Below are 12602 nucleotides of genomic sequence, written 5' to 3' on the forward strand. Positions count from 1 at the left end.
CGCCGGAGGTCATGCGGGAGCGCGAGTCCTCATACGAACTCCTGATACCCGCGGAAACCATATCTATCGACCTGCGTCGAAAAGAGCTCCGTCAATCGATGGACGTCTTCTGCCAATCGCCGTCCCGTCAATCGACGCAGTACGATCCCGAAAACCGATCAGACCATTCCATCGGGCCACGAGCACGGTGGACTGGCCGGAGCAGAGGGATGGCGCAGAGATGAGACTCCGCCACAGGACGATCTTCACCCACACCCGTCGACCCGGGCTGGCCGTCATGGCCGTCCTCGCCACCACCACCCTGGCCGCCACCATGCTCGCCGGTCCGGCGTCTTCGGCACCCGCCGCCGAGCCGGCGTCGGGCGCGATCGGCGAGATCCTGGGCGCCGGCAGTGCGACGGCGGTTCCCGGCAGCTACATCGTGACGCTCAAGGAGAGCGCGGTCGGCAGCCGGTCCACGGTGTCCAGCATGGTCAGCGGCCTGGCCGGCCGGTACGGCGTGCACCCGGACCAGGTCTGGGGCGACGCCCTGAACGGCTTCTCCATGCGGGCGCCGGAGGCGGTCGCCCGCCGGCTGGCTGCCGACCCGGCGGTGGCCCACGTGGAGCAGGACCGGTTGACCACGTTGGCCACCACGCAACTGAACGCACCATGGAACCTGGACCGGATCGACGCACCGCTGGGGCTCAGCGGCACCTACAGCTACGTCAGCCAGGGCACCGGGGTCAGGGCGTACATCGTCGACTCCGGGATCTACATCGGGCACCAGGAATTCGGCGGTCAGGCGATCTACGGCTATGACGCGGTCGACGGCATGTTGCCGGCCGACGACTGCAACGGGCATGGCACCCATACCGCCGGCACCGTCGGCGGGACGACGTACGGGGTGGCCAAGGACGTCGTGCTGGTCGCGGTCAAGGTGTTCGACTGCGCCCAGCCCAGCACCCTGTCGATCCTGATCAACGGCATCAACTGGATGGTCGCCGACCACCAGGCGGGGCAGCCCGCCGTCGCGAACGTCGGGATCCAGTCCACCTTCAACAACGCGCTCAACACCGCAGTGGCCAACGCCGTCGCCGACGGCATCACCGTGGCGGTCCCCGCTGGCAACTCGAACACCAACGCCTGCAACTTCTCACCCGCGTCGGCGCCGACCGCGCTGACCGTTGCCGCGACGCAGTCGAACGACAGTCGGGCCAGCTTCTCCAACTACGGCCCCTGCGTGGACATCTTCGCCCCCGGCGTGAGCATCATGTCCGCCTGGATCAGCTCGACCACGGCGGTGCAGATGTTCAGCGGCACCTCACACGCCGCGCCGCACGTGGCCGGGGCGGCGGCCCGGGTGCTGAGCATCTACCCGACGTGGACACCGGCCCAGGTGGAGAGCTTCCTGTTCGGCGTCGCCAACCCGGCCGTGGTCAACCCGGGTGCCGGCTCGCCCAACCGGCTCCTCTACCTGTCTCCAACGTTCTGATCCGTCGCCGGAGGCTGCCGAGGCCGGCCCTGCGCGGTCAACTCCCTGACATCACGCAGGTGGCGAGCAGGCCGCGCAGGGCCGGCCCGCCGCCGGTCACCACGGCCGGGAGGACGGCGGTCGTGAAGGTTTCCATCACAGAAGACGAGGTGACCGGCAAATCTATCCATCGATCCTCGTTGTCATATATCGTGCGGCGACCAGGGTTCCGAGAGCCGGAGTCCTGGTTCTCCGGAAGGGGTGACGGTGAGTCCTCGAATTCCCGTAAGGCGAGTGAGTCGCCTGCTCGGCGCCGTGACGGTGCTGGCCATCGGGCTCGGCGGCCCGGCCCTGCTGGCCACCGGGCCGGCCGCCGCCGGCTCCACCCGCGCGACGACGCCCGTCGTGTCGGCACACCCGCTCGGCAGCGCCTTCGACACGGCCGCCACCCGGTACGGCGTGCCCCGCGATCTGCTGATCGCGCTCGGCTACGCCGAGACCCGGCTGGACGGCCACGCCGGTCTGCCGAGCGCCTCCGGTGGCTACGGTGTCATGCACCTGGCCAGCAACCGACAGGTACGCACGCTGGACGAGGCGGCCACCCTCACCGGGCTGCACCGCCGGGCGCTCACCGGTGACCCGGCTGCGAACATCGCCGGCGCCGCCGCCGTGCTGCGCTCGTACGCCGACCGGGCCGGGCTCACCGCCGCCCAACGGGCCGACGTCAACCACTGGTACGGCCCGGTGGTCCGCTACGGCGGGGCGGCCGATCCGACGGTCGCCCGGCTCTACGCGGACACCGTCTTCGGCCTGCTCACGGCCGGATTCACCGCAGGGCGAGACGGCGCGCTGACCGTTGCGGGGCGGCCGGTGGCGCCGCAGCGTGGCGCCCTGGCCCAGGTGCCGGCCGCCGGGACCGGCGGCTTCGGCACGATGAGCACCGACTACGGGCCGGCTGCCTGGGCGCCGGCCAGCACCAGCAACTACACCGTGGCGAGCCGGCCGAGCACCTACCGGATCAACTACATCGTCATCCACACCACGCAGGGCTCCTACGCCAGCGCGATCAGTTGGTTCCAGAACCCGGCGGCCCAGGTGAGCGCGCACTACACCTTCCGCTCCTCTGACGGGGCGGTCACCCAGTCGGTGCGTGAGAAGGACGTCGCCTGGCACGCCGGCAACTGGACCTACAACACCCAGTCGGTCGGCATCGAGCACGAGGGATACGTCGACAACCCGAGCTGGTACACCGACTCGATGTACCGGGCGTCCGCGGCGCTCACCCGCACCCTGGCCGATCGGTACGGCATCCCGAAGGACCGGGCGCACATCATCGGCCACAGCCAGGTGCCGGGCGCCACCCACACCGATCCCGGGCCGAACTGGAACTGGACGTACTACATGCAGCTCGTGAACGGGGGCGCCAGCACCGTCGGCTCCGGAACGGTGAACACCGAGGCATCGAGCCTCAACGTCCGGTCCGGCCCCGGCACCGGGTACACCGTCGTCGGTTCGGTCGCCGACGGCGCCACCGTCGCGATCTACTGCCAGACCACCGGCACCACGGTCACCGGCCCCTCCGGCACCTCCAACGTCTGGAACCGGATCGGCACCGGCCAGTACGTCGCCGACGCCTTCGTACTGACCGGTCACGACGGCTTCATTCCGGGCGTGCCTCGCTGCTGAGCGGGGAGCGGGGAGCACGGTGCGGCCGGTGGTGTGCGACGACCGGTCCGACCGACGTCACGGACCAGCGGGGGCCCGTCCCAGGGCCCGGGCCGCGTTGTCGGTGGCCACCTGCCGGGCGTACTCCCCGCCCCGGTGGGCCACCGTGGCGGCCGGGTCGGCGGAGCCCATCGGGAACGGCCAGTCGCTGCCGAGCACCAGCCGGTCGGCGCCGAAGACGGACACCGCCAGGTCGACCACCGCCGCGTCGTGGGCCAGGTTGTCGACATAGAGCGCGCGCACCGCCTCGGCCGGGGTGGGCGACAGCACCGGTACGCCCGGCCGGGTGGTGGCGTGTCCGCGCTCCCAGCGCCCGACCACCGCCGGCACGCAACCGCCGCAGTGCACCAGCACGAACCGGATCCCCGGGTACCCGCCGAGCACCCCACCGAAGACGAGCTGGGCCACGGCCACCGTCGTCTCGACCGGGTTCCCCAGCAGGTTGGCCAGGTAGTAGGGCTCCAGCCGGGGATCCGCCGAGTGCGCGGGGTGCAGTTGCAGGGTGCGTCCGTCCGCGTCGAGACGCTGCCACAACGGGCGCAGCGCCGGGCCGTCCAACGGGCCGGCGTCCCCACCGGCGGCGCCGACCACCCCGGCCCAGCGGTCGTCGGCGGCGATCCGGTCGTACTCGGCGAGCGCCACCTCGGGGTGTTCGAACGGCAGGTACGCCAGCGGGGTGAGCCGGGGCCGGCCGGCGACCACGGCCAGCAGTCCGTCGTTGACCGCGCGGACCCACGCCGACGCCTCCGGTGCGGGCAGTCCCTGGCGGTAGAAGGGCGGGGGGACGCTGACGATCGCCTCGTCCAGCCCGGCCCGGTCCAGGTGGCCCTCAAGCCGGTCCGGGTGGTAGAGGTCGGCCGGGCCGACCCGCCTGCCGCCGAGCAGGGCCGCGCCGTCACCGTCGACCGCGACCCCGGGAAGGTCGGCCGGGCGCAGGTCGGGGGCGAGGTGGGCGTGCATGTCGATGCTGGGCACGGGGGTTCCTTAACGGTTGGCCCGACCGCGGTCGCGACGGGACGCGCCGACGGTACGGGGTGGTGCTGGCGTGGTCGTCCACCCCGGCACCGGGGGGACCGGGCGGGCCGCCCGGTGCGTGGGCGGCCCGCCCGGTGGCGGGTGGCGTCAGGGCCGGCCGGCGCGGTGTGCCGGCCCGGTGACGCCGGTGGTCATCTGCCGGTACTCGGGTGCCCCGGTTCCCGGGCCGTGGGCACCGCCGCGGCGTCGGTGTTCATCTTGCCGATCACCCGGTCGGCCGCGTGCTGGATGTGGACCTGCACGGCGGCCACGGCCGCCGCCACGTCCCCCGCCACACACGCGTCGAGGATGGCCCGGTGCTCGCGGACCCGCTCCTCGTTCTGCCCGGTCGGGGTGACCGTGGCGAACCGGTACCGCTCGCTGTTCTCCCAGACCGGTTCCAGACCGCGCAGCAGCCAGCGCGATCCGGCCGACCGGTAGATGGTGAAGTGGAAATCGGTGTGCGCCCGCCGGGCAGCCGTGGCATCGCCGCGCGCGGACGCGGCGATGTGCTCGTCGAGTGCCGCCTCGGCGCGCCGGGCGTCCTCGGCGGTGAACCGGGTCGCCGCCCGCTCGACCAACGCCGTCTCCATGGCGATCCGGGCCTCGTGGGTGTCGACCGCGTCCTCGACGGTCAGCGGCATGACCCAGGCGCCCTTGTGCTGGACCACCTCGACCAGGCCGATCGCGGCCAACCGCCGGATCGACTCCCGGACCGGGCTCATGCTCATGCCGAGCAGGTCGGCCATCTCGTTGAGCCGCAGCGGGGTGCCGGCCGGCAGCCGGCCGGTGAGGATCGCCTCGTGCAGGATCGCGGTGGCCGAGTCGGCGAGGGTGCGGTGCTGCCCATCGGCTCCACCGGCGCCGACCCGGCCGTCATCGCTGGCGTCGCTCAGGACGGTACTACGACGGGTTGTTGCCACGGTGTGCCTCCGGATAGAGCCGCTGGTGGATGCGTCCGCGTCCCGTGACTGGGGGACATGCGGTACATGATCCTGGTTCATGGGTGTTTCGGGTGATCCCACAAACGCACCGGCGCGCCCTGGAAATGGTACCAATTTCGCCGCTGTGGAATGGTGCGGGGCGATGCCGCGCTGCGTCGCCCCGCACCCGTCGGGAATCAGTGCAGCTTCGTGAGCCGCACGCGGTTGCGCAGCTCGCCGAGCCCTTCCACCCGGGTCACCACCAGGTCGCCGTCGTTCAGGAACACCTGCGGATCGCGGGCGTTCCCGATGCCGCTCGGCGTTCCGGTGAGCACCACGTCGCCGGCCCGCAGGGTCATCCCCCAACTCAGTTCGGCGATGATCCGGGCGAATGGGAAGGCCATCTGCGCGGTCGACGCGTCCTGGAGCACCACGCCGTTCACCTCGCACCGGATGCGCAGGTTCGCCGGGTCCGGCACCTCGTCCACCGTGGTCAGCCACGGCCCGAGCGGCATGGTGGCGTCGATGCTCTTACCCTTGAGCCACTGGCCGCCGTGCGCGCGTTGCAGGTCGCGCTGCGACACGTCGTTGGCGACGCAGAACGCCGCCACGTACGACATCGCGTCCGCCTCGCTCACCGAACGGCAGTCCGCGCCGATGACCAGCGCCACCTCCGCCTCGTAGTCCCACTTCGCGGAGAGTTGCGGGTCGTAGGCGATGTCGTCGTACGGGCCGACGACCGTGTCCGGTCCCTTGGTGAAGAAGGTCGGGTGCTTGGGGCGTTCCGCCGGATCCTGCCCCTCCCGCTTGCCGCGCGACTCCTCGAAGTGGTCCCAGTAGTTCCAGCCCGTGCAGAGGATGTCCCGGTTGAACCGGCGCAGCGGCGCGTCGAGCCGGACCTCGGCCAACGGCACCGCCGCGACCTGCCGCGCGGCGGCGCGGACCGAGTCCAGGGCGTCCGCGCCGCCCCGGATCGCCTCGTCGAGCCCGCCCAGTTCGGCGGGGAGCACGGCGACGGTGTCGCCGTGCACCACCCCGATCCGTCGGCCGCCCTCGGTACGCACACTGGCGAGCTTCATCAGGCGTCCTGCTCGTCGTCGATCACGCCGATCGCGTTGATCTCGATCAGGTAGTCCTTGTTCACGAACTTGGCGACCTCCACCATCGTCGAGGCCGGCGGCTCACCGGTGAAGTACTGCCGGCGTACCTCGTGGATGGCGTTGAAGTCCTCCATGTTGCGGACGTAGACGTCCACCCGCACGATGTCCTCCAGCGACCCGCCGGCGGCCGTCATCGCGGCGCGCAGGTTCTGGCAGACCTGGTGCGTCTGGGCGGTGATGTCACCGACGCCGGTGACCCCACCGGAGCGGTTGCGGGCGGTCATGCCGGACACGAACACCATCCGGCCCCGCGCCCTGATCTGGGTGGCCTGGGCGAAGTGACCGTTCGGGACGGCCAGCTCGGGGGAAACGATCTGCTGCTTGGGCATGGTCATCTTCTCTTTCCGAGGGTGGAGCTAGCGGGCGTCCGCCGGATCGGTGTACCACTGCGGCTGGGTCGGGTAGTGCGGCCCGTCGTAGATCTCCAGCAGGACGCTCTCCTCTTCGGCGAGCGTGGGCCCGTGCAGGCTGCCCTTCGGGTTCCAGTAGAAGGAGCCCGGGGTGAGGGTCAGCCCGGTGGGCACGTAGGTGTACCGGCCGCTGAGGCAGAACATGAACTGGTTGGACGCGTGCGAGTGGCGCAGCGGGATGCCGGATCCCTTGCGGAACCGGACCAGCGAGATGGACGCCTCGGTCTCGTCGTTGCGCCACAGCGCCTTGTGCGAGAGGCCGGCCAGCGTCTTGTCCGCCCAGTCCAGCTCGCCGGTCTGGAGCAGGATCTCGCGGAACCGGGCCAGCACCACGCCGCCCGGGGCGGCCACCAGCTCCTCGCGTGACCGGTCGGCCGCCTCGCCGCCGTAGTTCGACGGCTCGGAGAGGTTGTTGGCCCACTCCTGCGGGTCGACGCCGGCCGGCACCGGCGGGGCCGGCACGAGCGACGGCAGGTCGCTCATCGGTCGCCCTGACCGGCCGCGAGGTTCTCCCCCAGGCACTTCAGCTCGACGAGCCGGCTGTGGTAGCGGGTCGTGCCGTTGTTGGTGAGCATGTGGACCTCGCCCGGCTCGCGGTACACCACGCCGCCGACGGCCTCGTGCACCAGCCGCGGGTCGCCACCGGCGAGCGCGTCGATCCGGTTGTCGGCCGCCGCCAGCGCGATCACCAGGTACGGGTTGAGGTGGTGGTGCCAGGGCTGTTGCTCCCCGGGCTCCAGGCTGATCTCCCAGACCCGAACCTGGTCGTTCTCGAAGACCACCCGCTGACCGACGGCGCCGAGTTCGACCTGGCTACCGTCCGGGGCGGTCGCGTGACCGTAGTTGCTCATTGTCATCCCTTTCGCAGACGAGGGTGTGGTCAGGCCGGGTCACGGGGCGGTGGGCAGCCGGTGACCCGGGCGTAGAGCTGGGCGGCCGTGTCGACGCCGGAGACCGGGTCGAACGGGACGATCGCCGCCACGTGCCCGTCCGGGCGGACCAGCACCAGCGTGTCGTTCCCGACCCCGAACCGGCGCCGCACCCGGTCGCCCGGATCGAACAGCGCCCGGTCCCGCAGCCCGGAGTCGTGCGGCGCGTCCCACCGGCTCACCACGTAGTGCCGCAGCGCGGGCGAGTCCTGCGGCGGCAGCGCCGGCACCCGGCGCGGGTCGGTGAAGTACAGCGCCACGAAGGCGTCGGCGGCCAGGTCGTGCAGGTACACCGTGCCGGACTGGCCGAACAGCGGCAGGTCGGGGCTGCGCGCCCCGGCCAGCACCGGCAGCGGCTCGTCACCGGCGGCGACCATCGACCAGTCGCCCGTGCCGTCCACGTCGAGGCGTACCCCGAGCATGGCGCGGGTGAACGCGTTGCCCCAGTTGCCGGCGGTCATCACCCCCGGGTCGTCCGCCCGCCGGGCCATGTAGGCCCGCGCCGCCGCGGCCATCGACGCGGAGCCCTTGGTGGCGACCGGCTCCTGCTCGACCTGGTAACCGTCGAGCAGGCTCTCCTCGGCCCAGCCGCGCAGCACCCAGGCCATCCGCCAGGGCAGGTTGGAGGCGTCCAGGACCCCGGTGTTCAGGCCCAGCGCCCACATGGGCGTGATCAGGTGCGCGGCGTCGCCGAGCAGGAAGACCCGACCGTCCTGCCACCGGTCGGCCACCCGCTGGTGGACGTTGTAGATGTTGGTGCCGACGATCTCCAGGGTCTTGGTGTCCCCGATGAACCGGCGCGCCTTGTCGACCAGTTCCTCCCGGCTCGGCTCGGCCTGCCCGGCCGGCAGCGGGTAGAGGAAGCGCCAGCAGTGCGGCTGGCGGACCAGGATCATCCACTCCTTCGGGTCACCGAAGTAGGCCAGGTACGGGTAGTCGCGCGGGTTCTCCACGTCCAGGTCGACCTTCAGGTCGACCAGCATGTACCGCTCCTGGTACGTCTCGCCCTCGACCACCGCGCCGATCTGCTCCCGGACGACGGACCGGCCGCCGTCGCAGGCCAGCAGGTAGCGCACCGGTACGGTCCGCTCCCCCTCGGCGGTACGCAGCCGCAGGTCCACCCGATCCGGGTGCTGGACGAAGTCGAGCAGCCGGTGCCCCATGCGCAGCGCGCCGGGGACGGTGGCGTCCAGCCGCTGGCGCAGGATCGGCTCCAGCTCGTGCTGCGGGATGTTGATGACGAACGGGAACCGGGTGTCCTCGGTCAGGTCGCCGGTGCGGACGCTGAGCGTCTGAGTGTTGGTGGCCCGGTCCAGCTCGCCGATCTCGTCGATGCGCAGCGACCCGGCCAGCACGTCGGCCAGGGCACCGTACCGGTGCAGCACCTCCAGGGTGCGGGTGAGGACGGTGCCGGCCTTGGTGTCCAGCGACAGCCGCTCGTCCTCCTCGAAGATGACCACCGGTACGCCGTAGTGGGCCAGGCCCAGCGCGGTGACCAGGCCGACCGGCCCGGCGCCGACGATGCCCACCGGCAACTGTTCGGTCGTGCCGCTCATTTCGCGTCGCTCCTCGGGTACGCCCGGTCACGGGTGAGGGTGGATCCGGTCATGGTCGCGGCGGTCGAGAGCAGGAACATCAGCGGCCCGACCACGTCGGCCGGCGTGCCGATGCCGGTGGCCCGCTCCCAGTGCTCCCGTTCCCCGCCGGTCGGGTTGGCCTGCTGGAACTGCGGGGTGTCCACCACACCGGGGAAGACGGTGTTCACCCGGATCCGGTGCTCGGCGACCTCGGCGGCGAGCGACTTGGCGAAGGCGATCAGCGCTCCCTTGCTCGCCGCGTAGGCCGACGCCTGCGCCCGGCCGGCGGTGGCCAGGCCCGAGGCGAAGACCAGGATCGCGCCCGAGCGGCGGGCGATCATGTCCGGCAGGACCGCCTGCGCGCACCAGAGGACCCCGTCCAGGTTCACCGCCAGCGTGCGGCGCCACTGCTCGGGGTCCATGTCGACCACGTCGCACCGGGGCTGCACGGCGGCGCCGGCCACCAGGGCGTCGATCCGGCCGTGCTCGGCGAGCACCCGGGTCACCGCGGCGTGCACGGCGTCCCGGTCGGACACGTCCACCCGGTGTTCCTGCACCCGCCCGGCGGGGTGCGGCCGGCCGGGGGTCACGTCGAACACCACGGCCGTGCCGCCCGCGTCGGCGTACGCGTGGGCGAGGGCGGCGCCGATCCCGTTGGCGCCGCCGGTGACCACGAGCACCTCGCCGGTGGTGTCGAAACTGGCCTGCATGACTTCCTCCTCCTTCCTCGGGCCCGACCGGCTCAGCCGACGCTGCCCGGCACGGTGAGCGGCACGCCCACCCCGGCGGCGACGTCCACCAGCCCGGCGAGGACCGACGGCTGGAGCGCGACGCCCTCGCGCAGCGCCCGGTCGTACCGGTCGGCTTCGATGTCACCGGGCAGGTGGACCTGCTCCGTGCCGGGGGCCAGCGCGGAGCCGAGCACCTGGCCGGCCAGGTCGTCCACCCGGCGGGCGATCTCCTCCGCGTCCTCGGCGAACGTCTCGGCGTCCAGGGCGAGGAAGAAGTGCGCGCAGTCGTTGGGCACCGCCACGTCGGCGTAGAGGCCCTGGACCCCCCGGCCGTACGCCCCGCCGGACAGCACCCCGGTGAGCACGTCGACCATGAAGGCGAGACCGTATCCCTTGTGGGCGCCGGACGGCAGCAGGAGCCCCTTGAGCGCGGCGGCCGGGTCGGTGGTGGGCCGCCCCTGGGCGTCGGTCGCCCAGCTCGCGGGGATCTCCCGGCCCGCATCGGCGGCCAGCCGGATCTTGCCGAGCGCGGCCTCGGAGAGCGCCACGTCGAGGATCACCGGCCGGCCACCCGCGCGGGGCACGCCCACCGCGAGCGGGTTGTTGCCGACCACCGCCGAGGCGCCGCCCGGGGCGGGCATCAGCGGGCGGGTGTTGGCCGCCGCGATGCCGACACAGCCGTTGCGCGCGGCCAGGTCCACGTAACGGAACGCCCCACCGAAGTGGAACGCCCGGCGGACGGTGACCACGCCGACGCCGTACGTCTGGGCCTTCGCCACCGCCAGTCGCATCGCCTGGTCACCGGTGAGCTGCCCCAGCGCGTGGCCGGCGTCGAGCACCGCGACGGCGCCCTTGTCCCGGACCACCTCGGCCCGCTCGGACCGGCTGACCGAGCCTGCCCTGATCCGGTCGACGTACATCGGCAGCAGCATCACCCCGTGCGAGCCGATCCCGCGCATGTCGGCGTCCACCAGGGAGCCGGCGACCAGACCGGCCGCCTGCTCGGAGAAGCCCAGCGCGCCGAAGACCGAGGCGACCGCGTCGGTGAGCCACCGGACCGGGAGGTTCGGCGCGCTCATGACCGGCCCGCCCACGGCACGAAGAACCGCTCGATCGCGGCGAGCAGGTAGAACAGCACGACGCTGAGCACCCCGAGCAGGATCATCGCGGCGAAGGCCAACGCGGTGTCGGCGCTCGCGCCGGAGGCGACGATCGCGTAGCCCAGCCCCTCGGTGGCGCCGACGAACTCGGCGATCACCGCGCCGATGACGGCGAGGGTGATGGCGAGCTTGAGACCGACGAAGAGCTGCGGGACGGCGGCCGGCATCCGGATCATCCGGAACGTCTGCCACCAGTTGGTCTTCAGCGACCGGCCCAGCTCGACCAGGTCGGCCGGGGTGGAGCTGAGCCCGGCGGCGGTGGAGATGACGATCGGGAAGAAGCAGACCAGGAAGACCAGGAAGACCTTGGGGAACTGGCCGAAGCCCATCCACACCACCAGCAGCGGCGCGACGGCCACCTTCGGTACGGCGTTGAGCATCAGCAGCAGCGGGTAGACGGTCCGCTCCAGCATCCGCGAGGCGGTGACGATCAGCGCCAGCGGCACCCCGACCGCGATGGCCAGTCCGAAGCCCAGCAGCGTCTCGGCGAGGGTGACCAGGGTGTTGTCCCACAGGTAGTCGGACTGCTCGACCATGGCCTGCCCCACCTGCACCGGGGACGGCAGGATGAAGCTCTCCACCTCGAAGACGACGGTGATCGCCCACCACAGGGCGACGGCGGCCACGACGCCGAGCACGGGCGGAAGGTGCTGGGCCCAGCGGACGTCGGCGCGCGGCTTGTCGCGGCGGGCATGGCGGGCCTCGGTGACCGTCACCGTGCCACCTCCTCGGGGGTCATGAGCAGGTCGTGCAGGCGGGCGCGCAGTTCGCCGAGCTCGGCCGAGTGGCCGTCGTGTCCCAGCGAACGGGGACGGGCGATGCCGATCTCCACGATCTCCCGCAGCCGGCCCGGTCGCGGGCTGAGCACGACGACCCGGTCGGCGAGCAGCACGGCCTCGTCGACCGAGTGCGTCACGAACAGCACGGTCGAGGCGTGCTTCATCTGGAGGCGCTGGAGTTCCACCGTGAGGTCGGCGCGGGTGAGCGCGTCGAGCGCGGAGAACGGCTCGTCCATCAGCAGCACCCGGGGCTGCTGGATGAGGGCCCGACACAGCGAGACCCGCTGCTGCATGCCGCCGGAGAGCTCGTGCGGCAGGCGCTTCTCGAAGCCGGTCAGCCCGACCAGGTCGAGCAGTTCGTGCGCGCGGGTCCGGGCGTCCCGCTGGTCCAGTTTGAACACCTGGGTCGGCAGCAGCACGTTGTCGACGACCGACCGCCACGGCAGCAGCGCCGGGCGCTGGAACATGAAGCCGACGTCCCGCCGGGGCCCGTTGATCGGGGTGCCGGCGACGGTTATCTCGCCGGAGGTGGCCGACTGGAGGCCCGCCACCAGCCGCAGCAGGGTGGACTTGCCGCAGCCGGACCGCCCGACGATCGCCACGAACTCGCCGTCGGCGACCTCCAGCGACACGTCGCGCAGGGCCTCCACGTCACCGGCCCTGGTGCGGAAGATCTGCGAAACGTTACGAATTCCGATCATGGTCTCGCCCCTCGCGGTGCGCGCGGCAACCGGCCGCGCG

General features: G+C 72.1%; 13 protein-coding genes. 2 read left to right on the forward strand and 11 right to left on the reverse strand.

The features are described from left to right. The first annotated feature begins 220 nt into the window (after positions 1–220). Positions 221–1474, forward strand: a complete 1254-nt coding sequence (locus tag OOK41_RS30530; RefSeq protein ID WP_266267568.1) for a S8 family peptidase — start codon at positions 221–223, stop codon at positions 1472–1474. Between the two features lie 273 nt (positions 1475–1747). After that, positions 1748–3139 (forward strand): N-acetylmuramoyl-L-alanine amidase, encoded by a 1392-nt coding sequence (locus OOK41_RS30535; RefSeq protein WP_266267569.1) that lies wholly within the window; start codon positions 1748–1750, stop codon positions 3137–3139. 57 nt (positions 3140–3196) lie between these two features. Here OOK41_RS30535 and OOK41_RS30540 read toward each other — a convergent pair whose 3' ends face one another. The 11 genes from OOK41_RS30540 to OOK41_RS30590 all read right to left on the reverse strand — a co-directional run bounded on the left by OOK41_RS30540 (position 3197) and on the right by OOK41_RS30590 (position 12562). Continuing rightward, entirely contained in the window at positions 3197–4153 is a 957-nt protein-coding gene (locus OOK41_RS30540; RefSeq protein WP_266267570.1) for an amidohydrolase family protein, read from the reverse strand. Between the two features lie 191 nt (positions 4154–4344). After that, positions 4345–5115 (reverse strand): GntR family transcriptional regulator, encoded by a 771-nt coding sequence (locus tag OOK41_RS30545; protein ID WP_207892744.1) that lies wholly within the window; start codon positions 5113–5115, stop codon positions 4345–4347. 197 nt (positions 5116–5312) lie between these two features. Then, positions 5313–6194, reverse strand: coding sequence for a fumarylacetoacetate hydrolase family protein (locus OOK41_RS30550; RefSeq protein ID WP_117668691.1), 882 nt, complete (start codon positions 6192–6194; stop codon positions 5313–5315). Beyond that, entirely contained in the window at positions 6194–6604 is a 411-nt protein-coding gene (locus OOK41_RS30555) for a RidA family protein (protein ID WP_266267571.1), read from the reverse strand. Before OOK41_RS30555 ends, OOK41_RS30550 begins: the two co-directional genes overlap by 1 nt. 27 nt (positions 6605–6631) lie before the next feature. Then, complete coding sequence (locus tag OOK41_RS30560) at positions 6632–7168, reverse strand: cupin domain-containing protein (protein WP_266267572.1); 537 nt, start codon at positions 7166–7168, stop codon at positions 6632–6634. Further along, complete coding sequence (locus OOK41_RS30565; RefSeq protein ID WP_117668690.1) at positions 7165–7536, reverse strand: hypothetical protein; 372 nt, start codon at positions 7534–7536, stop codon at positions 7165–7167. Before OOK41_RS30565 ends, OOK41_RS30560 begins: the two co-directional genes overlap by 4 nt. A gap of 29 nt (positions 7537–7565) precedes the next feature. Beyond that, on the reverse strand, positions 7566–9170 hold the full coding sequence (locus OOK41_RS30570; RefSeq protein ID WP_266267574.1) for an FAD-dependent monooxygenase: 1605 nt from the start codon (positions 9168–9170) through the stop codon (positions 7566–7568). Further along, on the reverse strand, positions 9167–9901 hold the full coding sequence (locus OOK41_RS30575; protein WP_266267575.1) for an SDR family NAD(P)-dependent oxidoreductase: 735 nt from the start codon (positions 9899–9901) through the stop codon (positions 9167–9169). The genes OOK41_RS30570 and OOK41_RS30575 overlap by 4 nt, the downstream gene beginning before the upstream one ends. A gap of 32 nt (positions 9902–9933) precedes the next feature. Next, positions 9934–11001: an Ldh family oxidoreductase gene (locus OOK41_RS30580; RefSeq protein ID WP_266267576.1), complete on the reverse strand. Its 1068-nt coding sequence runs from the start codon at positions 10999–11001 to the stop codon at positions 9934–9936. Further along, positions 10998–11798 carry an ABC transporter permease gene (locus tag OOK41_RS30585; RefSeq protein WP_117668687.1) on the reverse strand — a complete coding sequence of 267 codons (801 nt, stop codon included), beginning with the start codon at positions 11796–11798 and terminating at the stop codon, positions 10998–11000. The genes OOK41_RS30580 and OOK41_RS30585 overlap by 4 nt, the downstream gene beginning before the upstream one ends. Next, positions 11795–12562 carry an ABC transporter ATP-binding protein gene (locus OOK41_RS30590; protein ID WP_117668686.1) on the reverse strand — a complete coding sequence of 256 codons (768 nt, stop codon included), beginning with the start codon at positions 12560–12562 and terminating at the stop codon, positions 11795–11797. Before OOK41_RS30590 ends, OOK41_RS30585 begins: the two co-directional genes overlap by 4 nt. Between the last annotated feature and the right edge of the window lie 40 nt (positions 12563–12602).

The organism is Micromonospora sp. NBC_01655, assembly GCF_026339755.1.
Taxonomy (GTDB): Bacteria; Actinomycetota; Actinomycetes; order Mycobacteriales; family Micromonosporaceae; genus Micromonospora.

Coding starts and splice junctions, on each gene's coding strand:
- OOK41_RS30530 (WP_266267568.1), top strand. CDS start 221: ATGAGACTCCGCCACAGGACGATCTTCACCCACACCCGTCGACCCGGG.
- OOK41_RS30550 (WP_117668691.1), bottom strand. CDS start 6,194: ATGAAGCTCGCCAGTGTGCGTACCGAGGGCGGCCGACGGATCGGGGTG.
- OOK41_RS30555 (WP_266267571.1), bottom strand. CDS start 6,604: ATGCCCAAGCAGCAGATCGTTTCCCCCGAGCTGGCCGTCCCGAACGGT.
- OOK41_RS30560 (WP_266267572.1), bottom strand. CDS start 7,168: ATGAGCGACCTGCCGTCGCTCGTGCCGGCCCCGCCGGTGCCGGCCGGC.
- OOK41_RS30565 (WP_117668690.1), bottom strand. CDS start 7,536: ATGAGCAACTACGGTCACGCGACCGCCCCGGACGGTAGCCAGGTCGAA.
- OOK41_RS30570 (WP_266267574.1), bottom strand. CDS start 9,170: ATGAGCGGCACGACCGAACAGTTGCCGGTGGGCATCGTCGGCGCCGGG.
- OOK41_RS30575 (WP_266267575.1), bottom strand. CDS start 9,901: ATGCAGGCCAGTTTCGACACCACCGGCGAGGTGCTCGTGGTCACCGGC.
- OOK41_RS30580 (WP_266267576.1), bottom strand. CDS start 11,001: ATGAGCGCGCCGAACCTCCCGGTCCGGTGGCTCACCGACGCGGTCGCC.
- OOK41_RS30590 (WP_117668686.1), bottom strand. CDS start 12,562: ATGATCGGAATTCGTAACGTTTCGCAGATCTTCCGCACCAGGGCCGGT.